Here is a 21,459-nt window from a genome sequence, read left to right as displayed (position 1 = left end):
CTGAAATAGCCGCACTACGCCTAAAATTCAAAGTTAAAAATTAAAATGCGCCTTGTAATCAAGAACACTTTACAAGCTGTATGAGGCATAAAGCTCCGCTGCTTCGCCGTATCAGCACGAAAAGTAAAAATACTTACCCCATTACCAAGGAGATAGTATACGGCGCAACCAGGTAAAGCGCCTACCAAGTGGCAACAGCATTATCTTCGCCTACCCGAAACAAATGATCTCCATCGCCCCTCGCTACTTTCGAGAGGGGCAGTTTATTTATGGATCATTTCTCGCCTGGATGATTACAAGGAAAGGAAAACACATGTCGACGCTGGTTTATTACGTAGCTGCCACCCTAGATGGTTATATTGCCACTCAACAAAACAAACTCGATTGGCTGGAGAACTTTGCGCTGGGGGATGACGCAACGGCCTATGATGATTTTTATCAGACAGTCGGAGCGGTGGTCATGGGGTCGCAGACCTATGACTGGATCATGTCGAACGCTCCCGATGACTGGCCCTACCAGGATGTACCCGCCTTTGTCATGAGCAACCGGAATCTGTCAGTCCCCGCCAATCTGGATATCACCTTCGTACGCGGAGATGCCGGGGCCATCGCAGCCAGGGCCAGGCAAGCGGCGAAGGGCAAGAATGTCTGGCTGGTCGGTGGCGGTAAAACGGCAGCCTGTTTTGCCGACGCCGGGGAATTGCAGCAGCTGTTCATCACCACCATTCCGATCTTTCTGGGCTCGGGCGTTCCCGTACTGCCCGTTGACCGCGCGCTTCAAGTCGTTCCAAGAAAACAGCGTACGCTGCAGAGCGGTGCCATGGAATGCATCCTCGACCTGCCAATCGTTCCAGTGGCCTGACACCCATCACGACTGTGGGAGCGAGCCTGCTCGCGAATAGGGAGTGTCAGTCTACCGCTGCACCAACTGACACACCGCTTTCGCGAGCAGGCTCGCTCCCACAGGGAGATTGTGTTTTACCGATCGACCTTATGCCTGGCCGCATACAGACACAGCATCTCCATCGCCAATGTCGCCGCCGCCAGTGAGGTGATCTCCGCACTGTCATAGGCCGGGGCCACTTCCACCACGTCCATGCCCACCAGATTGATCCCGCGCAGGCCGCCGAGGATCTCCAGCGCCTGCACCGTGCTCAGGCCGCCGCACACCGGTGTTCCGGTACCGGGAGCGAATGCCGGATCGAGGCAGTCGATGTCGAAGGTCAGGTACACCGGGTTATCGCCGACCCGCGCGCGAATCGCCTCGACAATCGCTTCGCAGCCACGGCGATGCACCTGTCGCGCATCCAGCACTTGAAAGCCCTGGTGATCGTCATTGGTGGTGCGCAAGCCGATTTGCACCGAGCGCGACGGATCCACCAGCCCTTCCCTGGCCGCGTGCCAGAACATGGTGCCGTGGTCGATGCGCTTGCCCTCTTCGTCCGGCCAGGTGTCGCTGTGGGCGTCGAAGTGGATCAGCGACAACGCCCCGTGCTTGCGGGCATGGGCCTTGAGCAGCGGATAGGTGATGAAATGGTCGCCGCCAAAGGTCAGCATCGCCGTGCCGGCATTGAGGATGTGCTCGGCGTGGGCCTCGATGCATTCCGGCGTCGATTGCGGCGAACCGTAATCGAAATTGCAATCGCCGTAGTCGATCACCGCGAGATGGTCGAACGGGTCGAAGGTCCACGGCCAGTGCCGTTCCCAGGCGATCCCGGCGGAGGCGGCGCGAATGCCCCGTGGTCCGAAGCGTGCGCCGGGGCGGTTGCTGGTGGCGGTGTCGAAGGGTACACCGCTGACCGCCACGTCGACCCCGCGCAAGTCACGGCTGTAGCGGCGACGCATGAAACTGGTGATACCGGCGTAGGTACTTTCGGCGGCCGTGCCATAGAGGCTGTCACGGGTAAGGGCTTGATCGTTCTGCATCGGGACGTCCATTGAAGGCTCCTTTTTTGTTATTGGCGACTACGGAAAGTGGTCCACAGGCGGGTGCGCTGACGCAGGTCCTTGAGGTTCATGCTGCGGTCGGCGTACAGCCGCTCACGTACATCAGCCAGGGGGTAGATGTCCGGATCGGTGCGCACCGCTTCATCCACCAGCGGCGTGGCGGCCTGGTTCGCCGTGGCGAAGAACAGGGTGTTGGTCAGTGCCGCCACGGACTCGGGGCGCAACATGAACTCGATAAAGGCACGGGCGGCTTCGGGGTGCGGCGCGTCCTTGGGAATCGCCAGGTTGTCCTGCCAGACGAGGGTGCCCTCCCTGGGAATCCGGTAGGCAATTTCATAGGGTTTGCCGGCCTTGCGTGCCTGGTCGGCAGCCATGCTCGCGTCACCGTTGTAGGTCAATGCCAGGCACACGCTGCCATTGGCCAGGTCGCTGATCTGCCGCCCGGTGGCGACGTACAGCACGTTCGGCTGCAGCTGATGCAACAACGCCTCGGCGGCTGACAGATCGTTCCTGTCGGTGCTGTAGGGATCTTTACCCAGGTAATGTAGAGCGAGTCCGATCACCTCCTGGGGCGAATCGAGAATGGCGATGCCGCAATCTTTCAGCTTGCTCGCGTACTCGGGTTTGAACAGCAGATCCAGGCTGTTGAGCGGTACGTCCGGCAAGCGCTGCTTGAGCGCCTCGACGTTCATGCCCAAACCCAGGGTGCCCCAGGTATAAGGCACACCGTAGCGATTGCCGGGATCGACGGCGGCGAGCTTTCCCAGCAAATCCGGATCGAGGTTGGCATAACCCTTGAGGCCTTCGTGGGGAATCGGTTTCAGCGCCCCGGCCGCAAGCCCCCGGGCCAGCACGCTGGAGGACGGCACCACCACGTCATAACCGCTGCCGCCGGTGAGCAATTTGGTCTCCAGCACTTCCGAAGAGTCAAAGGTGTCGTAGCGCACATGGATGCCGGTTTCCTGCTCGAACCGTTGCAGGGTTTCGGGGGCGACGTAATCGGCCCAACTGTACAGATTGACCACCTTGTCCTCGGCCTGGGCCGATGCGGCCATGGCAAGGAATAACGCGGGTAAACACAGCTTGAACATGGGAGCCATGACGAACACCTGACCAGAGGAAGTGGTTGCAGGATGCGTCGTCGGTTACATTGATAAAATATCAAGTTAATTAACCTGACTTTATTGCGGAGTAATGTTTGATGCTCGGCCAACTGCATGATCTGGACCTGCACCTGTTGCGTCTGTTTGTCAGCGTGGTGGAGTGCGGCGGATTCAGCGCCGCCCAGGGCCAGCTGGGGTTGAGCCAGTCGAGCATCAGCCAGCAGATGGCCAAGCTGGAAACCCGCCTCGGCTATCGGCTGTGCAGTCGCGGTAAAGGCGGGTTCAGGCTCACGCCCAAGGGCGAACAACTCCTCAGCGCCACCCGTGGCTTGTTCCAGTCCATCGAAGCCTTCCGCCATCAATCCAACGGCGTGGCCGGGCGCCTGATCGGCGAAGTGCGTCTGGGCCTGTCCGAGGCGCTGGATCAATCGGTGCTGCAGCGGGTGGCCGAGGCGATCCGGCGCTTTCGTGAACGGGACGAGTCGGTGCGCATCGAGCTGATCAGTGCCATGCCCGGCGAGATGGAGCGCTTGCTGCTGCAACAGCGGCTGGACCTGGCCATCGGCTACTTCTCGCAGGTGCAAAGCGCGTTTGACTACCGCGAACTGTTCATTGAAACCCAGCATCTGTATTGCGCCCCCGGCCATCCGCTGTTCACCAGCGCGCAACCGGACGATCAGGATCTCCAGGCCTGCGACCGGGTCGATCACCCCTACCGTTTCCTGCGCAGTGACGAGCCTTTTCAGGGCAAGCGCTGTTCGGCGCGTTCGGAACAGGTCGAAGGCACCCTCGCCTTCATCCTGTCCGGCAAGCATATCGGTTATCTGCCCAGCCACTTTGCCCGCACCTGGGAAGACAAGGGATTGCTGCGGTCGGTGCGCAGCGACATGAGTTTCGACGTCGCGTTTCACCTGGCCCGGCACCGGGCACAGGTGGCCGGGGATGCGCAGAAGGCCTTCGAAGAGGATCTGCTCGCGGCGTTTGTCTGAATCCGCCGTGGTCTACGCTGCAACAATGCCGGACATCCACATGCAAAAATGCACAGATAACCTGCACTTATCCGGCTTGTACACGGCAAATTTGCACTGTTACGATCCGCCATCGCTCGCGCGCGAGCATCTCGATAAAGAACAATAAAAGCAGGGAGTTAGTGATGACTGCTCAGGTTACATCGAATGGGCCGCTGTCCATGGATGCCATGCAAAACGAAGTGCTGGCCGAGGTTCGCAACCACATCGGTCACCTGACCCTCAACCGCCCCGCCGGCCTCAATGCCCTGACCCTGGACATGGTGCGCAACCTGCACCGCCAGCTCGACGCCTGGTCCCAGGATCCGCAAGTCCATGCCGTGGTCCTGCGCGGTGCCGGCGAAAAAGCCTTCTGCGCCGGCGGCGACATTCGTTCGCTGCATGACAGCTTCAAAAGCGGCGACACCCTGCACGAAGATTTCTTCGTCGAGGAATACGCCCTTGACCTGGCGATCCACCATTACCGCAAACCGGTGCTGGCCCTGATGGACGGTTTTGTCCTCGGCGGCGGCATGGGCCTGGTGCAAGGCGCGGACCTGCGGGTGGTCACCGAGAAAAGCCGCCTGGCCATGCCGGAAGTCGGTATCGGCTATTTCCCGGACGTCGGCGGCAGCTACTTCCTGCCGCGCATCCCCGGTGAACTGGGGATTTACCTGGGCGTCAGCGGTGTGCAGATTCGCGCCGCCGATGCGCTGTATTGCGGCCTGGCCGACTGGTACCTCGAAAGCGACAAACTGGGCACGCTGGACGAAAAACTCGACCAGCTCGAATGGCATGACTCACCACTCAAGGACCTGCAAAGCCTGCTGGCGACACTCGCCGTCCAGCAACTGCCCAACGCTCCGTTGAGTGCACTGCGCCCGGCCATCGACCACTTCTTCGCCCAACCCGACGTGCCGAGTATTGTGGAGCAACTGCGTCAGGTCACAGTCGCCGACAGCCATGCGTGGGCCGCCAGCACCGCCGACCTGCTGGAAACCCGCTCGCCGCTGGCCATGGGCGTCACCCTGGAAATGCTCCGTCGCGGACGCGAGCTGCCCCTTGAACAATGTTTCGCCCTTGAGCTGCACCTGGACCGCCAGTGGTTCGAGCGCGGCGACCTGATCGAAGGCGTGCGCGCCTTGTTGATCGACAAAGACAAGACACCACGCTGGAACCCGCCCACTCTAAAGGCGCTGGACGCCGAACACGTGGCGAGCTTCTTCAGCGGTTTTGACCGGAACGAGGGCTGAGCCATGCACGATATCGAATTGAGCGAAGAGCAAGTGATGATCCGCGACATGGCCCGGGATTTTGCCCGTGGCGAAATCGCGCCCCATGCCCAGGCCTGGGAAAAGGCCGGCTGGATCGATGACGGTCTGGTGGCGAAGATGGGTGAGCTGGGCCTGCTGGGCATGGTGGTCCCCGAGGAATGGGGCGGCACCTATGTCGACTACGTGGCCTATGCACTGGCGGTAGAAGAGATTTCCGCCGGCGACGGCGCTACCGGCGCTTTCATGAGCATCCACAACTCCGTGGGCTGCGGGCCGGTGCTCAACTACGGCAGCGAAAAACAGAAACAGACCTGGCTGGCGGACCTGGCCAGCGGAAAGGTCATTGGCTGCTTCTGCCTGACCGAACCCCAGGCCGGTTCCGAAGCGCACAACCTGCGCACCCGCGCCGAACTGCGCGACGGCCAATGGGTGATCAACGGCGCCAAGCAATTCGTCAGCAACGGCAAGCGCGCCAAACTGGCGATTGTATTTGCCGTGACCGATCCGGACCTGGGCAAACGTGGCATCTCGGCGTTCCTGGTACCGACCGATACCGCCGGTTTTATCGTTGACCGCACTGAACACAAAATGGGTATCCGCGCATCCGACACCTGCGCCGTCACCCTGAACAACTGCGCCATCCCCGAAGCCAATCTGCTGGGTGAACGCGGCAAAGGCCTGGCCATCGCCCTGTCCAACCTCGAAGGCGGTCGTATCGGCATCGCCGCCCAGGCGCTGGGCATCGCCCGCGCGGCGTTCGAAGCGGCGCTGGCCTATTCCCGGGACCGGGTGCAGTTTGGCAAGACGATCAATGAACACCAGAGCATCGCCAACCTGCTGGCCGACATGCACATGCAACTGAACGCCGCACGGTTGATGATCCTGCACGCTGCGCGCCTGCGCACAGCTGGAAAGCCCTGCCTGTCGGAGGCATCACAGGCCAAGCTGTTTGCGTCGGAAATGGCGGAAAAGGTCTGTTCGTCCGCGATTCAGATTCATGGCGGGTACGGGTATCTGGAAGACTATCCGGTGGAGAAGTACTACCGGGATGCTCGGATCACGCAGATCTACGAAGGCTCGAGCGAGATTCAGCGGATGGTGATTGCCCGTGAACTGAAGAACTATCTGGTTTGACTCGGTAAAAATCAAAAGCTTCGCGAGCAAGCCCGCTCCCACATTGGATCCCGGCGTTTATGAGATCCCTTTGTGGGAGCGGGCTTGCTCGCGAAGGCGTCAGCAAATACGCCGCATTACTTACCGACGAACTCCGCCTCACGCTTGGCAATGAACGCCGCCATGCCTTCCTTCTGATCCTGCGTCGCAAACGCCGCATGGAACACCCGACGCTCAAAGCGCACGCCTTCGGACAGGCTCACTTCAAAGGCACGGTTGACGCTTTCCTTGACCATCATTGCAATCGGCAGCGACTTCCTGGCGATCAACGCCGCGACTTTCAGTGCTTCGTCCAGCAGCTCATCGCTTGGCACGATCCGCGCCACAATGCCGCAACGCTCCGCTTCCACGGCATCGATCAAGCGCCCGCTCAGGCACATTTCCATGGCCTTGGCCTTGCCCACGGCGCGGGTCAGGCGTTGGGTGCCGCCCATGCCCGGCAACACGCCCAGGTTGATTTCCGGCTGGCCGAATCTGGCGTTGTCGCCAGCCAGGATGAAATCGCACATCAGCGCCAGCTCACAACCGCCACCCAAGGCAAAACCGTTGACCGCTGCGATGATCGGCTTGCGGCGGTTGGCGACGCGGTCGCTGTCGCTGAACAGATCGTCGAGGTAGATCTGCGGGTAGGTCAGCTCGGCCATTTCCTTGATGTCGGCACCCGCGGCAAACGCCTTTTTCGAACCGGTCAGGACGATACAGCCGATGTTCGCATCCGCCTCGAAACCATCGAGGGCCTGGTTCAGTTCGCTGACGATCTGCGCGTTCAACGCGTTCAACGCCTGAGGACGGTTGAGGGTGATCAGGCCAACGCGGCCGTGGGTTTCCAGCAAAATCGTTTCGTAGCTCATAAACAACTCCTGTTTCACATAAGACCAGATCCCTTGTAGGAGCTGCCGCAGGCTGCGATCTTTTGACTTTGATTTTAAAGATCAAAAGATCGCAGCCTGCGGCAGCTCCTACAGGGGTCTGCTTTTTATAAGTTGCGCGAAATGACCATGCGCTGAATGTCGCTGGTGCCTTCGTAGATCTGGCACACCCGCACGTCGCGGTAGATGCGTTCCAGCGGGAAGTCGTTGAGGTAACCATAACCGCCGAGGGTTTGCAGCGCCGATGAGCATACCTTCTCGGCCATTTCCGAGGCGAACAACTTGGCCATCGACGCCTCGACCAGGGCCGGCTTGCCGCTGTCGCGCAGGGCCGCAGCGTAGTGCACCATTTGCCGCGCCACGGCGATCTGGGTGGCCATGTCCGCCAGGCGGAACGCCACGGCCTGATGCTCGATGATCGGCTTGCCGAAACTCTCGCGCTCACGGGCGTAGTCGCGAGCCGCTTCAAACGCGGCACGGGCCATGCCCACCGATTGCGAGGCGATGCCGACGCGGCCACCTTCCAGGTTGGCCAGGGCAATCCTGTAGCCTTCGCCCTCCTCGCCCAAACGGTTGGCCACCGGCACCTTCACGTCTTCGAAGAGGATCTGGCAGGTGTCGGACGCGTGCTGGCCGAGTTTGTCCTCGACCCGCGCGACTTTATAGCCCGGCGAATCGGTCGGTACGATAAACGCGCTGATGCCACGTTTGCCGGCGTTCGGATCGGTCACCGCAAACACAATCACTATCCCGGCATTCTGCCCGGAGGTGATGAACTGCTTGCAGCCGTTGAGCACGTAGTGGTCGCCTTCCAGACGCGCACGGGTTTTCAGGCCGCTGGCGTCGGAACCCGCCTGGGGCTCGGTCAGGGCGAAAGCGCCGAGCATCGCGCCGCTGGCCAACGGCTTGAGGAAGCGCTCCTTCTGCTCGTCGTTGCCGTAGTTGAGGATCGGCACACAACCCACGGAGTTGTGCACGCTCATGATGGTCGAGCAGGCGCCATCGCCGGCGGCGATTTCTTCCAGCGCCATGGCGTAGGCCAGGTAACCGGTGTCGCACCCGCCCCACTGCTCCGGCACCAGCATGCCGAAGAAGCCCAAACCGGCCATCTCGCCGATGGCTTCCTTGGGGAAGCGGTGTTCGCGGTCCCACTCGGCGGCGAAGGGTTTGAGCCGTTCCTGGGCAAAGTCCCGGGCCATGTCGCGGATCTGTTGTTGGTCGTCATTGGGGATCATGGTGAATCCTTAAAAAAATCGTGCTGAATGCAAGAACCTGTGGGAGCGAGCCTGCTCGCGAAGAGGCCGAGTCAGTCGACATCATCGTCAGATGACAAACCGCATTCGCGAGCAGGCTCGCTCCCACATTGGAAAGTATTGCCTCAGTACAGGCATTCCACGGCCATTGCCGTCGCTTCACCGCCACCAATGCAGATCGCCGCGACGCCGCGCTTCAGGCCTTTCTGGCGCAGGGCCGACAGCAAGGTCACGAGAATCCGCGCACCGGACGCCCCGATCGGGTGGCCCAAGGCACAAGCGCCGCCGTGCACGTTGAGTTTCTCGTGGGGGATTTCCAGGTGAGTCATCGCGGCCATGCCGACCACGGCGAAGGCTTCGTTGACTTCCACCAGATCGACGTCATTGATCGACCAGCCGGTTTTCTTCATCAATTTCTTGATCGCTCCGATTGGCGCCACCGGGAACAGGCCCGGGGTGTCGGCGAACGCGGCGTGGCCATGGATCACCGCCAGCGGCTTCAGGCCTTGTTTCTGTGCCTGGGACTGGCGCATCAGCACCAATGCCGCCGCACCGTCGGAGATCGAACTGGAGTTGGCCGCCGTCACCGTGCCGCCTTCGCGGAACGCCGGTTTCAACGAAGCGATCTTGTCCAGTTTGGCTTTTGGCGGTTGCTCGTCGTTGCTGATCACCACTTGCTCTTTGCCGACCGTCACGGTCAGCGGGACAATTTCGGCCTTGAAGCTGCCGTCCTTGATCGCCTGTTGCGCGCGGGTGGTCGAGGCGATGGCGAACGCGTCCTGGGCTTCCCGGCTGAAGCTGTTGGTTTCGGCGCAGTCTTCGGCGAAGGTGCCCATCAGGCGGCCCTTGTCGTAGGCGTCTTCGAGGCCGTCCAGGAACATCGAGTCCTGCACCCGGCCATGGCCCATGCGGTAGCCGGCACGGGCACGGTCCAGCAGGTAAGGCGCGTTGGACATGCTTTCCATGCCACCGGCGACCACCACGTCGGCACTGCCAGCCACCAGCATGTCGTGGGCCAGAATCGCCGCTTCCATGCCCGAACCGCACATCTTGTTCAGGGTGGTGCAGCGGGTTGATTTATCCAGCCCGGCACCCAGTGCCGCCTGGCGCGCAGGGGCCTGGCCAAGGCCGGCCGGCAGAACGCAGCCAAACAGCACTTCGTCGATGCTGTCAGTGGAAACGCCGGCACGCTCAACGGCGGCCTTGATAGCGGCGGCACCCAGTTGCGGCGCGGTCAGGCTTTTCAGTTCGCCCTGGAATCCACCCATGGGGGTGCGGACGGCGCTGACGATTACAATCGGATCGTTGGACATTGTCATGACAAATCCTCCTTATTTGGCGGCCATGCGCAAGGCACCGTCGAGACGGATCACCTCGCCGTTGAGCATGCTGTTTTCAATAATATGCCTGACCAGCCCGGCATACTCGCCCGGTTTGCCCAAACGCGGCGGGAATGGCACGCCAGCGGCCAGGGAATCGCGGACTTCCTGGGTCATGCCGGCCATCATCGGCGTCTCGAAAATGCCCGGTGCAATGGTCATTACACGGATGCCGAAGCGCGCCAGTTCACGGGCCGCCGGCAACGTCAGGCTGACGATCGCCCCTTTGGACGCCGAGTAGGCCGCCTGACCGATCTGACCGTCATATGCCGCGGCAGACGCGGTGTTGATGATCACGCCGCGTTCGCCATCGGCATCCGCTTCGGTTTGCGCAATCGCCGCTGCCGCAAGGCGCAGCATGTTGAAGCTGCCGATCAGGTTGACGTTGATCACCTGGCTGAAACTGGACAGCAAGTGCGGACCGTTCTTGCCGAGAATCTTCTCGCCACGCACGATGCCGGCGCAATTGACCAGGCCATTGAGGCCGCCAAAGGCTTCGACCGTCGCCTGCACGGCCGCTTCGGCCGCCGCTTCGTTGCTGATGTCCGCCACCACGCTATGCGCGCCAAGGCGCTGGGCCTGGGCTGCAACGGCCTCGGCATTCATGTCCACCAGCATCACTTTCGCGCCTGCGGCGACCAGCACCTCGGCCGTCGCTGCGCCGAGGCCTGAAGCACCACCGGTGACGATAAAAATCTTGTTCTGGATCTGCATCATTGTTTCCCTTTCAAGCTGGAAGGTTCTTCGCCGCAGCCTCTTGAGCCTTGGCGATTTCCTGGTTGCGCAAGATAAAGCGCTGCAATTTGCCGCTTGGGGTTTTCGGCAACTCGCTGACAAATTCGATTTCACGGGGGTAGGAATGCGCCGCCAGGCGCTTGCGTACGTGCTGGCGCAGCTCTTCGGCCAACGCAGGTTCTGCGCGGTATTGCGGGCTGAGCACGACGAACGCCTTGACCAGTTCGGTGCGCTCCGGATCGGGTTTGCCGACCACGGCGGCCTCGACCACGGCCGGGTGTTCGATCAGCGCACTTTCCACATCGAACGGGCCGACCCGGTAGCCGGAGGTGGTGATCACGTCATCGCTGCGACCGACGAAGCTGATGCTGCCGTCCGGGTTCCACTCGACGGTGTCGCCACTCAAGTAGTAGTTGCCGACAAAGGCCTTGGTCGGTCCGCCTTCGTAGCCGGCGAACCAGCACATCGGCGACTGGCTGCGGTCGATGGCCAGGATGCCGGGCTGGCCAACGCCGAGTTCCTTGTATTCGTCATCGAGGACCGCAATGCGGTGGCCCGGCGAGGTAAAACCGGCGGCGCCCATATGAATCGGGTGTTCAAGGCCATGGTGGTTGCACAGCACCATGCCCAACTCGGTCTGGCCGTAGTGGTCGTGGATGACCACGTCGAGGTTGTCGGCGAACCAGCGGATCACTTCCGGGTTCAGCGGTTCGCCGGCGCTGCTGACGATGCGCAGCTTGCCCTTGATCGACCTGGCGAACTCATCGCCGCCGGCAATCAGCAAACGGTAGGCCGTCGGGGAACCCGCGAGATTTGTAATCCCGTACTTGTTGATCACCCGGCAGGTGCTTTCGAGGGTGAACGGGCCATCGTAAAATGTGATCGGATGCCCCATCGACATGGGCCCGGTGACACCGTAGTAAATGCCGTAGGCCCAACCCGGATCGGCGACGTTCCAGAAAGCGTCTTCCGGGCGCAGGTCAACCGCGTCGCGGATGTAGCTCTGGAACGCAACGATGGCCTTGAGCGGCACCGACAGCGCTTTCGACGGGCCGGTGGTGCCCGAGGTGAACATCATCAGGAACGGATCTTCGCCAGTCAGCAGCACGGGTTCGCAGTGGGAGGAATGGTTGGCCAGTTCGGCCCAGAAACTGCTATCGCCACGCACCAGGCCCTGCCCTTTGGGGCCGGTGACGGTAACGATGGTCGGGCAGTCGGCGACTTCGGCGAGTTTTGGTCGGTTCACCGCGTCGGTCACCACCACTTTGGCGCCAGAGCAGCTCAGGCGGTGCTCGATGGCTTTGGGGCCGAACGCGGTGAACAGCGGTTGATACACCGCGCCGATGCGCCAGGCGGCAAACACGGTGATCAGCAATTCGATGTTGCGTGGCATCAGGCCGGCGACCTTGTCGCCCTTCTTCACGCCCTGGGCCAACAGGTAATTGGCGAAACGCGCGGCCTTGTCCTGCAAATCAGTGAAGGTGTAGGTCGCACTGGCGCCGTCGCGCCCCTCCCAGAACAGCGCGATGCGCCCCGGCAAGGCATGCCGGTCACAGCATTCGACACAGGCGTTGAGTGCCGTCAGATCGCCTGCGAGTGTGGCGTCGACTGTGTGCTGATAGTTGAACTGATCTGTAGCAGACAAGTAATCGCGCATTGCCAGAATCCCTTTGTGTTTCTTATTAGGTTGGGGGGAACCGTAATCAACAGGGAAATACTCGCTCTGCCAGGGGTGGCGGGCAATGGTCAAAGTTATCAAGTTGCCTGACTGCTTTGGCCAAAGCCCTCAGGCATCAGGAAGTGAAGCGCACCCCCGGTTTAGCGCGCTCGTCCACGGTCAGCTCGAACACATCCGGGCGAGCGTAGTGACCGACCACGTCATAGTCGTAGCGGGCACGCACCAGGTCGTCAGTATCGATCTGCGCGGTCAGAAGACCTGCGCGATCTCGCATCGGTCCGGCGAGGATGTCGCCCATGGGTCCTACGATCACGCTGCCACCGGCGATCAACGGCCGATCCGCCGGCCAGTTGGCGATGTCCAGGCCCAGGGCTTGGGGCGATGCCTGGACCTGACAGGCGCTGACCACGAAACAACGCCCCTCATGGGCGATGTGGCGCATGCTGACCTGCCACATTTCCCGTTCGTCCACGGTCGGCGCGCACCATACCTCCACGCCCTTGGCGTACATCGCCGTGCGCAGCAGCGGCATCATGTTTTCCCAGCACACCACCGCACCGATGCGCCCGACCTGGCTGTCGATCACCGGCAGCGTCGAACCATCGCCCTTGCCCCAGATCAGCCGTTCGGTGCCGGTGGGCATCAGCTTGCGGTGTTTGGCCACCAGCCCGGCCTGCGGATCAAAGTACAAGGCGGTGCAGTACAAGGTGCTGCCGGCGCGTTCGATGACGCCGATCACCAGATTCGCCCCGGTGCGTGCGGACAGGCCGGCCAGCGCCTCGGTTTCCGCGCCGGGCACGTCGATGGCATTGGCAAAATAGCGGGCAAAGGCTTCGCGACCTTGCGCCAGCCGAAAACCAAGCTGAGTGCCAAAACCCTCGCCCTTGGGATAACCGCCCAGCAGCGCTTCGGGCATTACCACCAGCGCAGCGCCGGATTCGATGATCGCGTGTTCATAGGACAGGATCTGTTCCAGGGTGTCGGCCTTGCCACCGGGCAAGGCGCCAATCTGCAAGGCCGCAACGATTGATTTGGGCATCACGAAAACTCCATTCGCATCAGGGATTGCTCATTCTCCGGCGCCACGCGATCATCAATAAAGACCGATTCACTGCTGAATGATATGAATCAGATGAATATCACCAACATCGACCTCAACCTGCTCAAAGTCTTCGAAGCGCTGCACGAAGAGTCCAGCGCCAGCCGTGCCGCCTTGCGCCTGGGCGTGACGCAATCGGCGGTCAGTGCAGCCTTGCGCCGGTTGCGCGAGGTGTATGGCGATCAACTGTTCGTGCGCACCGGGCGCGGCCTGGCGCCCTCGCTCAAGGCCAATCAGCTCAAGCCGGTGGTCAGCGAAGCCCTGAACAAATGCCGGCAGAGCCTGGCGATGGTCGATCCGGCTGCGCAGCAGTACGAAGGTCGCTCGGTCACCGTGGGAATGTCGGACGATTTCGAAATTGCCTACGGCCGGCGACTGATCGAGGAAATCGCCCGGAGCGCGCCGAAGTTGCGGCTGATTTTTCGCCAGACCCACAGCCAGATCGTTGCCCAGGCGTTGATGGAGCGCAGCATTGACCTGGCGATCACCGCGGGCGGGTTTGCCGAACGGCTGCTCAGCCGCCAGGTGCTGGGAGAAGGTGGTTATCTGTGCCTGGCAGACCCGTCGAGCCTGGCCGAGGGCCAGCACAGCATCAGTCTTGAGGAGTTTGTGGCCCGCGAGCACATTCTGGTGTCTTCCGGCGGTTTTATCGGGATTACCGATGAAGGATTGGCGGCGCTGGGCCTGAGTCGGCGGGTGTGCGCCTCGACCACGCATTTTGCCGCGCTGCCGCATTTGCTCAAGGGCAGCCAGGCCTTGGCGACCATTCCGGCCCATGCCGCCCGAAGCATCGCGACGCTCAGCGGCCTGGCACTGCTGCCCTGCCCTTTGGCCTTGCCGCGCTACCCGATCGAACTGGGCTGGCGCACCAGCACCCAGCTTGACCCGGTCGTGTTGAAAGTGCGCGAGGCGATTGTCGCGAGTTTCGCCTGACAGCCGATGTTACTTGTTGGCCGCCATCAGGCGATTGACTTCACTGCGCACCATGTTGGCGTATTCCGGGGGCGACATACCGTCCAGTTCGGCGCGCACCCATTCGGCCCACTTGCCTTTGCGCTTGGCCCGTTCACCAAACAACCGTGCGGCCTCGCCCTTGGCTTTGCCCAGGTTGTTTTGCCAGAGTTCGAACAGACGGGATTTCTCGTCTTCAAGCGCAGCGCGCTCGGCGAGGGGTTTGTCGGCCAGATTGAAGCTCATGGGAATTTCCTGCTGCGTAAAATTGGCGACATCTTACACTGTAGGGCGAAATGTCCTGCGCCGGTTTTTCAGCAAGATGACCTTCCCGGGCAAAATAGCTGCAACTTTTCCGACGACCGCAGACTCCATTGTTCACTGTCCACTTACCCGCAAGGAGTACTTCAATGGCCCGCAAAACCGCCGCGCAAGCTGCCGAAGATCAAATCAAGGATCAAGCGTTCAGCGAACTTCAATCGTTGATCGAAGAGTCGGAAAAACTGCTGAAAAGCAGCGCCTCACTGGTCGGGGAAGAAGCGGACACCCTTCGCGGACAAATCGCCCTGAAACTCCAGCAGGCCAGGGATTCGGTGAACAGCGTGCGCAACCGCACCCTGCCCGCGGTCGAGGCCACTGAAACCTATATCGGCGGGCATCCATGGCAAACCGTGGCGATTTCCGCCGGGTTCGGTCTGGTGGTGGGGTTGTTGCTGGGGCGTCGCTGAGCGTTCCGATCAAAAAACGCAAACCTTGGTAGGAGCGAGCCTGCTCGCGATGGACGTGAGGGCACCGCGGGGTATCAGATTTCCCGCGTAATCGTTAACGACCATCGTCGGAACGCCGCCCGGAGCAAGCTCGCTCCTACAGGTTTACTCCCCCGCCAGCTCCCGCAGGTTCGCCAGCGTCCGGGCATCCAGTTCAATGCCATTGGCCAGCGACTTGGCGCGCTGATGATGACGCCGGTCACCCGGCAAACGCTTCAGGCCGACACCGTGCATTTGCCGCACCAGTTCCTGGCTGCGCTGGGCAAAACTTTGCCCCGCCGCTTTTTCCGGATCAATCACGATCAGCAATTGGCCCGTCCAGGGCGTCTTGGCGCCTGGGTGGTTGTTCCAGTCGAACTCGAAGGAAAAATTGCCGCCGGTCAGTGCCGCCGCGAGCAACTCGACCATCATCGACAACGCCGAGCCCTTGTGTCCGCCAAAAGGCAGCAACGCGCCGCCCTCAAGAATTGCTTTAGGGTCGGTAGTCGGCTGGCCGAGGCTGTCCACACCCATCCCTTGCGGCAAGCGTTCACCCTGGCGTGCGGCAATTTGCACGTCGCCATGGGCAATGGCACTGGTGGCGAGGTCAAAGACAATCGGTTCGCCGCCAGCCCGTGGCGCGGCGAAGGCAATCGGATTGGTACCGAACAGTGGTCGGTCGGCACCGTGGGGCACCACGCAGGTCATGCTGTTGACCACGCTCAACGCTACCAGCCCTTCATACGCGAAGGGTTCGACATCTGGCCACAAGGCCGCGAAATGGTGCGAATTACGGATCGCCAGCACCGCAATGCCGGCACTTCGGGCTTTCTGCACCAGTAATTCGCGTGCCGCCGCCAGGGCCGGTTGCGCAAAACCGTTATTGGCGTCGACCCGCACAAACCCCGAAGCCACATCTTCGACCACCGGAACGGCCTGGCCATTGACCCAGCCGCTTTGCAGCGTCGAAACATAACCCGGGATCCGGAACACCCCGTGACTGTGGGCGCCATCGCGCTCGGCGCCGGCGCAGTTTTGCGCCAGTACACGGGCAACCTCGGCCGAGGTGCCATGACGCAGAAAAATCTTTTCCAGCAAAGCGCTCAGCGCTTCGAGTGACAGGTGTGACGAGACGGTAGTAGAGGCGTGATCGTGTGGCGCAGACATCTGAAGCTCCAGAATGATTATTGGAGGGAACAACAGCGTAAAAAGACCCGCCGATTAACAACGCGCGGCGAGTGACCTGTCAACCTTTCGCTCAGGGGCGACGAGGTAAATCCGTGTCACCAATGCCCACGCCCCGTGCGTTATCTATTTACCACCTGCATCCGCGCACCCGCTTTTAGTCTCGATGCTCAACCCACAGGCGCCCTTGAGTGGCCCCTTGAGCGAGACTCGACGATGTCTACACCCGTAACTCCGCTGTTTTTCCCCGAAGCACTGTCGTTGCCCGGCCTCTGGCGAGAGCTGGGCCAAACCCACGGGCTGACGCAAAAGGATTTCCAATGGTTCAGCCATATCGAACTGGCCAGCCAGGCCCTGCGCGATGAGCAGACGCCGCCCATGCTGGCGAAAAAAATCCTTTTGAAGATCCCTGGCCAGGAACCCGTGGCACTGGCCGGCAGTTTTTTGCTGACCGCGACGCCGGATGAGAACGGCGTGATTCTCTACACCCCCTACGCCGGCATACAGAAATTCACCAGTCGTTCGGCCCTGACCGAACATCTGACGGCACGCCTCAAAACAGCCAACGAAGACGATGAACTGCTGGCCTTCATGGCGCTGGCACAACGCAAGGCCGTGGTGGCTGCCGACGATATCGGGCTGGAGTTTCAAACCATTGAAGGAGACGTGTTCGAGGACCAGCGCAACACCCTCTCCCGCCATCAGCAGCTCAACGACCAGGCCCTGCTCGATGAACTCAAGGCGCTACCGTCCCTGACGTCGCTGCTCGATGCATTGCTGGCTGCACAACTGACCGCGTCTTTTCCCGACGTGGATCAGAGCCAGACCCGGGTGAACTTCTATCTGGCAGCGACTGACGGGAACGAGGATGCAAGCCGTCCGTCGCGACCTTGGGTCAATTCCCTGTCGCTGAGTGACGCCGTGCTCCTGCACTATCGCCATCAGCGTTGGCCCTCCGGGCAGACCCATGAATTTTCCCACCCGAAAAAGTCCCTGCTAAACGCAGACCAGGGGCACTGGGAGACGGCGGTCACGACTGTCTCGCGCAAACTGGTCAGCCTGCTGATCGGGCAGCTCGAACAATACTGGGACGCGGCGAGCGCCAATGGCGCCTCGCGTCGCGCACTCTTCGGCCGGGCCATCGCCGATCAGGCGCGCGTGCAGCTGCTGCTCAAGCGCGAAGCCGGGATCATCACCCCGAAGCAAAGCCAGGACCTGCACGCGTTGATCTCGACAGCCAGCCGGACGAACACATCAATGACGGTCGAAACCGTGCGCCTGTGGGAGTACCCGGCCAATTACGTCGAGCTGGCCGGTTCACTGATGGTCAGCGCCAGTCATGCGTTTCTCTACACGCCCACCGAAGGTTTGCAGGTGCTCAAGGACTATCAGGACTTGCGCGATACCGTGCGCAGCAAGTTCGGCGCGGCCGGTCACGAGGACGAACTCTATGGCCTGCTGAGCCTGGACGAACGCCAGCGATTCATTGGTTTTGACCGGCCGAATGTGACCGGGGAAGCGATTTCCGGCGCGATCTTCAGCAAGCTCTTCGACGCCATCGTCACCAAGCAACTGCAAAACACGGAATACAGTCTGCAGGTGTTCCGCCACAGTGACGGCGCCGTGGACATCCAGGCCCTGTTCGACAAGGCGCTGGATATCCGTTCGATGATCAACGAGCGGCTGCTGAAGCTGGAGACTGACGGACGCTGGAGCACGCGGCCGGTGTTGTCCGGCGACCAGCATCCGTCCATGGTGCTGGCCGATACGGCGGCAGCGTTCGTCAAGAGCTTCAGTGACATCGAAACGCTGATCAACGCCGACTTCGCCGCACAACCGATCGCTTCACTGGCGTTGCAGCGGGTCTACCTGGAAAACTTGCAGCCGCGCCTGGCCCATGCACTTTCTGTCGGCATCCGCGGCGAGGCAAGCCTGCGCACCCTCAGCGCGACATTGACGGATGCGGACCGGGCCATCGTCGATACAGTGTTCAACCCGGATCAGGCCGAAAGACATAACCGTCGCTCCTTGAAGGGCTTCCGGCCCGATGCCTATTCACTGACCCTTGAGTGCTCCGGTGTGCGGGATGTCCTGCCGCTGGCCCATTGCCTGCTCCTGACCGAGCGCGGCGGACTCGATCCCTCGCATTCCGGCCGAACGATTCTGTGGACGCCCGCCGAGGGGCTGGAGGTGTTTGACAACATCAGCCGTGCCAGGCAAGAACTGAACCGGCGCCTGCTCGACCCGCAACAACGCATGGCGCTACTGGAAAACCTCACCCCGAGCCAACGCCAATTCCACCAAAGCTACTCGCTGGGTGCGCTGCGGCTGATTGAAGGATCAGTACTGGAGCAAGTCGCACGATCATCCATCGATCACTTTCTGGCTCGCTGCGAACACGCGCGCAGCCTGGAACTGAGCGACACGAAGCAGAAAAAGGCGCTGAAAGCGCTGACCACCGCCGGGATCAACACCCATTTGCGCAGAGCCACCTCGATCGCCCGGGCGATCACTCTGCAACAGTCACTGCCCACATGGCTTGGCATGGCCCCGCTTGAAGATCAGCGGCTGCACGTTGAACTGCTGGAGCAATACCGCAACAGCGTCGAGGAGGACAAAGACTACCTGCACGGGATCACTCCCCTCAGGTCGTATGTGCATGAACGGCTGACGACGTTGCTCGGCAATCGCTTCCCGGCCATTACGCTGGACCCCGACGATATTCAAATCATCCCCGACCTCAACCTGACCGGTCCCGCCCGCAGCCTTACCGAGTTCGCCCTGAACCATGTCAATGTCGCGCAAGGCTCCGGATTCCAGGTCTCCCCGACAACCTCCCAGGCGCTGCCCGAGGGCCTGGACCAGACTGCGGTCCGTCAACTGCTGCAGTCATTGAACATTGTGCAAAGCTACGCAGCACAGGTAACGCAGACATTGTCCAGTGCAACGGCCGATGCTCAAAGCCGGATGCAGCGCTTCGTCAAGCAACTGCCCTGGCAACTGCTGCAACACGCCCACGAGCTGAAGCTGTTGCAAAGGCTATCCGGCTGCGCGTTCGATTTGCTTCGACAGGTGCTCGACATGCCGGACGCCACGGCCCGGGCAACCGTACAGGGAGCACACGCGATTGCCCGACCTCTGGAGCTGATCAAGACCACCGGCGCCGCCGCGGTCAAAGCGTTGGGCCTGTACCTGGTGAGCCCCGGCAACGCAAAGGCCGGGCCGCAGGTCCTCTATGCCCCTTACCACCCTGGCGGCTCGCCTTTTATCGAATTCGACACTGAGGCCAGTCTTGTCTCGGCGCTGAACACGCCGGGCCCCTTGCAGGACATGTTGCTACGGCGCCTGCCGGACAGCGAGCAGTCCGCCTTCCGCAACCTGTTCAGCTCGACCGTTGGGCAATCGAGTGAGATCACCCTCGGATCCAACCCCATCGACGGCAACTTGCTCACCCAGCTGTACCACGACAACACCCGACTGCTGTCGCAAATGCTTGGCAGCCAGTTACACACGGCAAGCCAGGCGGACTGGGAGGCCGTCAAACATCTGTTCGGCGCCAACATCCACCGCATACTTGGCCTGTTGCCGGGCAAACTCGCTTATGCGCAGTTTCTCTGGAACGCCTACAAGGATGCCCTCAACTCCGCAGAAGCCCTGCAGGATCATCACTGGAAAGTTGCGCTGGAGGAGTTCATCGCCGGTGCGGCGCAACTCATCTCATTGGGCAGGCTGTCGCTCGAAGGATGGACCGACACGGCCCAGGCGACCCAGGAAAACCCTGGCGCACCGGTCGCCACACCGATCATCGCGCCAAAGTGGTCCGAGATCGATTCGACGGCACCGCTGCGCACACGGCTGCAACCGTTCGAAACCACGGTCGAACTCAAGAACCTGACGAAAAACAGCGCTGACGGCACCTACCTCGATGCGGCGAGCAAAAAAACCTACGCCCCCATCGCCGGTAAGGTCTACGGCGTAGACAAGACCGGGCCGGCCTGGCGAATGATCAAGGACAAGGAACAAGGCCCCGTATTGCTGACGGCGCCAGACAAGCAACTGGTGATCGACCCGGACATCCATACGGTGCACTTCGGCAAGGCCATGTCGAAAATGCACAACCAGTTTGCTCATGCCCGTATCGCCGGGGAGGTGCTGAACATCAAGGCCCGGGGGATGGAAGACATTCGTGCCAGGCATCCCGAAAAAGCCCGAATGATCGTGCAGGCCATCGACATGGCGCGCTATTACGCGTTCAACAGCCTGCACAACATGACGCAACTGCGCAGATTCGTCCCCGGTACCCGGCTGGACACCTTCCTCAAAGATTTCTTTGGTGTCGGCGAGGTCAACGCAGCGCTGCTCGACAAGATCAAGGACGCCATCCTCCCCATCTGCAACGCGCTGGTCGACCCTGATGAAGACTGGATGAACTCCCATCGTTTTGTCGTGGGTTCAAACCGGGCCCCGCAGGACAACCTCATCGCGTTTGTCCTGGACAAGGACCGACAGCGCCACGTGCATTTCACCGAAAGGTTCTTCGATCAACAACTCGACTGGTACAAATCCTGTCTGACCGAGCCCTTCGACGTCGACGGCCACAGCCAGGCCGCCACGCTGATACACGAATTCGCTCACCTGTTTTCCGCGGCCGTGGACATTGCATACCTTGAAGCCCGGCGCCCTTTCAGCGACCTGGTAGCGCCGATCACGGCCTACGGTGAAGCCATGAAACAGTCCCAACTGAAATTCCAGCGCGAAGCCTTGTCGCTGAACACACCGAAGGAGGAACTGTTTGCGCGTTGGAACAGCAGCCTGCAATCGTGGATCAGCCTGGATTCGATCCCGGAGTCTTATCACGTCGGCAAGGCCATTCTGAGGTTAACGGGCAGCAGGACCATGGAGAGGGCAAGGGATGCATTCCTGGACGGGCAAAATGCGAACTTCAGGGCTGACGTCATTTTGCACAATGCCGATTCGCTCGCGTTCCTGATCTGCGAAATGGGCCGGCAACTGGACCCGGTGCCGGTCACACCGGCCTCCTGAACCTGATTCTGACATCA

At 61.2% G+C, this 21,459-nt stretch carries 17 protein-coding genes; 7 read left to right on the top strand and 10 right to left on the bottom strand.

The window, feature by feature from the left end; genetic code table 11:
* Window positions 1-313 precede the first annotated feature (313 nt).
* Window positions 314-862, top strand: a complete 549-nt coding sequence (locus ACXX83_RS09490; protein ID WP_458548233.1) for a dihydrofolate reductase family protein — start codon at window positions 314-316, stop codon at window positions 860-862.
* A 116-nt stretch (window positions 863-978) separates the two neighbouring features.
* Here the strand turns inward: ACXX83_RS09490 and speB are convergent, their stop codons facing one another.
* Window positions 979-1,938, bottom strand: a complete 960-nt coding sequence (speB, locus tag ACXX83_RS09485) for an agmatinase (RefSeq protein ID WP_458548232.1) — start codon at window positions 1,936-1,938, stop codon at window positions 979-981.
* Between the two features lie 17 nt (window positions 1,939-1,955).
* Window positions 1,956-3,047, bottom strand: a complete 1,092-nt coding sequence (locus tag ACXX83_RS09480) for a polyamine ABC transporter substrate-binding protein (RefSeq protein ID WP_458548230.1) — start codon at window positions 3,045-3,047, stop codon at window positions 1,956-1,958.
* Between the two features lie 101 nt (window positions 3,048-3,148).
* Between ACXX83_RS09480 and ACXX83_RS09475 the strand changes: the two genes are divergently transcribed.
* The 3 genes from ACXX83_RS09475 (at window position 3,149) to ACXX83_RS09465 (ending at window position 6,465) form a co-directional block, all read left to right on the top strand.
* Window positions 3,149-4,039 (top strand): LysR family transcriptional regulator, encoded by an 891-nt coding sequence (locus tag ACXX83_RS09475; protein ID WP_015094981.1) that lies wholly within the window; start codon window positions 3,149-3,151, stop codon window positions 4,037-4,039.
* A gap of 164 nt (window positions 4,040-4,203) precedes the next feature.
* Window positions 4,204-5,310, top strand: a complete 1,107-nt coding sequence (locus ACXX83_RS09470) for an enoyl-CoA hydratase/isomerase family protein (RefSeq protein WP_458548228.1) — start codon at window positions 4,204-4,206, stop codon at window positions 5,308-5,310.
* Window positions 5,311-5,313: 3 nt separating this feature from the next.
* A complete protein-coding gene (locus ACXX83_RS09465; RefSeq protein WP_458548226.1) occupies window positions 5,314-6,465 on the top strand; it encodes an acyl-CoA dehydrogenase family protein in 1,152 nt (383 codons plus the stop codon).
* 116 nt (window positions 6,466-6,581) lie between these two features.
* On the opposite strand, the gene ACXX83_RS09460 is transcribed toward ACXX83_RS09465, so the two are convergent.
* The 6 genes from ACXX83_RS09460 to ACXX83_RS09435 form a co-directional block, all read right to left on the bottom strand.
* A complete protein-coding gene (locus tag ACXX83_RS09460; RefSeq protein ID WP_217838296.1) occupies window positions 6,582-7,355 on the bottom strand; it encodes an enoyl-CoA hydratase in 774 nt (257 codons plus the stop codon).
* A gap of 125 nt (window positions 7,356-7,480) precedes the next feature.
* On the bottom strand, window positions 7,481-8,608 hold the full coding sequence (locus ACXX83_RS09455; protein ID WP_126045725.1) for an acyl-CoA dehydrogenase: 1,128 nt from the start codon (window positions 8,606-8,608) through the stop codon (window positions 7,481-7,483).
* 143 nt (window positions 8,609-8,751) lie between these two features.
* Window positions 8,752-9,945, bottom strand: coding sequence for an acetyl-CoA C-acyltransferase (locus ACXX83_RS09450; RefSeq protein WP_458548224.1), 1,194 nt, complete (start codon window positions 9,943-9,945; stop codon window positions 8,752-8,754).
* A gap of 12 nt (window positions 9,946-9,957) precedes the next feature.
* Window positions 9,958-10,719 (bottom strand): SDR family NAD(P)-dependent oxidoreductase, encoded by a 762-nt coding sequence (locus tag ACXX83_RS09445; protein ID WP_095966772.1) that lies wholly within the window; start codon window positions 10,717-10,719, stop codon window positions 9,958-9,960.
* A gap of 13 nt (window positions 10,720-10,732) precedes the next feature.
* On the bottom strand, window positions 10,733-12,397 hold the full coding sequence (locus ACXX83_RS09440) for an AMP-binding protein (RefSeq protein ID WP_458548223.1): 1,665 nt from the start codon (window positions 12,395-12,397) through the stop codon (window positions 10,733-10,735).
* Between the two features lie 136 nt (window positions 12,398-12,533).
* The gene (locus ACXX83_RS09435; RefSeq protein ID WP_015094975.1) at window positions 12,534-13,457 is read right to left on the bottom strand and encodes a carbon-nitrogen hydrolase family protein; all 924 of its coding nucleotides are present in this window, start codon (window positions 13,455-13,457) and stop codon (window positions 12,534-12,536) included.
* Between the two features lie 84 nt (window positions 13,458-13,541).
* On the opposite strand from ACXX83_RS09435, the gene ACXX83_RS09430 reads away from it, so the two are divergent.
* Window positions 13,542-14,450 carry a LysR family transcriptional regulator gene (locus ACXX83_RS09430; RefSeq protein ID WP_458548222.1) on the top strand — a complete coding sequence of 303 codons (909 nt, stop codon included), beginning with the start codon at window positions 13,542-13,544 and terminating at the stop codon, window positions 14,448-14,450.
* Between the two features lie 9 nt (window positions 14,451-14,459).
* Here ACXX83_RS09430 and ACXX83_RS09425 read toward each other — a convergent pair whose 3' ends face one another.
* On the bottom strand, window positions 14,460-14,714 hold the full coding sequence (locus ACXX83_RS09425; protein WP_007970091.1) for a hypothetical protein: 255 nt from the start codon (window positions 14,712-14,714) through the stop codon (window positions 14,460-14,462).
* Between the two features lie 164 nt (window positions 14,715-14,878).
* On the opposite strand from ACXX83_RS09425, the gene ACXX83_RS09420 reads away from it, so the two are divergent.
* Entirely contained in the window at window positions 14,879-15,196 is a 318-nt protein-coding gene (locus ACXX83_RS09420) for an ElaB/YgaM/YqjD family protein (RefSeq protein WP_217838292.1), read from the top strand.
* Between the two features lie 144 nt (window positions 15,197-15,340).
* On the opposite strand, the gene ACXX83_RS09415 is transcribed toward ACXX83_RS09420, so the two are convergent.
* On the bottom strand, window positions 15,341-16,381 hold the full coding sequence (locus ACXX83_RS09415; protein WP_458548221.1) for an Ldh family oxidoreductase: 1,041 nt from the start codon (window positions 16,379-16,381) through the stop codon (window positions 15,341-15,343).
* A gap of 234 nt (window positions 16,382-16,615) precedes the next feature.
* Between ACXX83_RS09415 and ACXX83_RS09410 the strand changes: the two genes are divergently transcribed.
* Window positions 16,616-21,442 carry a hypothetical protein gene (locus tag ACXX83_RS09410; RefSeq protein ID WP_458548220.1) on the top strand — a complete coding sequence of 1,609 codons (4,827 nt, stop codon included), beginning with the start codon at window positions 16,616-16,618 and terminating at the stop codon, window positions 21,440-21,442.
* Window positions 21,443-21,459 lie beyond the last annotated feature (17 nt).

It is taken from the genome of Pseudomonas sp. GNP012, from assembly GCF_054343835.1.
This window is presented reverse-complemented; position numbering and strand designations above follow the sequence as displayed.

What these genes read in the sequence shown, in the direction of transcription:
- ACXX83_RS09470 (WP_458548228.1), top strand. Translation starts at nt 4,204, where the DNA reads ATGACTGCTCAGGTTACATCGAATGGGCCGCTGTCCATGGATGCCATG.
- ACXX83_RS09440 (WP_458548223.1), bottom strand. Translation starts at nt 12,397, where the DNA reads ATGCGCGATTACTTGTCTGCTACAGATCAGTTCAACTATCAGCACACA.
- ACXX83_RS09450 (WP_458548224.1), bottom strand. Translation starts at nt 9,945, where the DNA reads ATGACAATGTCCAACGATCCGATTGTAATCGTCAGCGCCGTCCGCACC.
- ACXX83_RS09425 (WP_007970091.1), bottom strand. Translation starts at nt 14,714, where the DNA reads ATGAGCTTCAATCTGGCCGACAAACCCCTCGCCGAGCGCGCTGCGCTT.
- ACXX83_RS09430 (WP_458548222.1), top strand. Translation starts at nt 13,542, where the DNA reads ATGAATCAGATGAATATCACCAACATCGACCTCAACCTGCTCAAAGTC.
- ACXX83_RS09445 (WP_095966772.1), bottom strand. Translation starts at nt 10,719, where the DNA reads ATGCAGATCCAGAACAAGATTTTTATCGTCACCGGTGGTGCTTCAGGC.
- ACXX83_RS09420 (WP_217838292.1), top strand. Translation starts at nt 14,879, where the DNA reads ATGGCCCGCAAAACCGCCGCGCAAGCTGCCGAAGATCAAATCAAGGAT.
- speB (WP_458548232.1), bottom strand. Translation starts at nt 1,938, where the DNA reads ATGGACGTCCCGATGCAGAACGATCAAGCCCTTACCCGTGACAGCCTC.
- ACXX83_RS09480 (WP_458548230.1), bottom strand. Translation starts at nt 3,047, where the DNA reads ATGGCTCCCATGTTCAAGCTGTGTTTACCCGCGTTATTCCTTGCCATG.
- ACXX83_RS09435 (WP_015094975.1), bottom strand. Translation starts at nt 13,457, where the DNA reads ATGCCCAAATCAATCGTTGCGGCCTTGCAGATTGGCGCCTTGCCCGGT.
- ACXX83_RS09490 (WP_458548233.1), top strand. Translation starts at nt 314, where the DNA reads ATGTCGACGCTGGTTTATTACGTAGCTGCCACCCTAGATGGTTATATT.
- ACXX83_RS09455 (WP_126045725.1), bottom strand. Translation starts at nt 8,608, where the DNA reads ATGATCCCCAATGACGACCAACAACAGATCCGCGACATGGCCCGGGAC.
- ACXX83_RS09415 (WP_458548221.1), bottom strand. Translation starts at nt 16,381, where the DNA reads ATGTCTGCGCCACACGATCACGCCTCTACTACCGTCTCGTCACACCTG.
- ACXX83_RS09410 (WP_458548220.1), top strand. Translation starts at nt 16,616, where the DNA reads ATGTCTACACCCGTAACTCCGCTGTTTTTCCCCGAAGCACTGTCGTTG.
- ACXX83_RS09475 (WP_015094981.1), top strand. Translation starts at nt 3,149, where the DNA reads ATGCTCGGCCAACTGCATGATCTGGACCTGCACCTGTTGCGTCTGTTT.
- ACXX83_RS09465 (WP_458548226.1), top strand. Translation starts at nt 5,314, where the DNA reads ATGCACGATATCGAATTGAGCGAAGAGCAAGTGATGATCCGCGACATG.
- ACXX83_RS09460 (WP_217838296.1), bottom strand. Translation starts at nt 7,355, where the DNA reads ATGAGCTACGAAACGATTTTGCTGGAAACCCACGGCCGCGTTGGCCTG.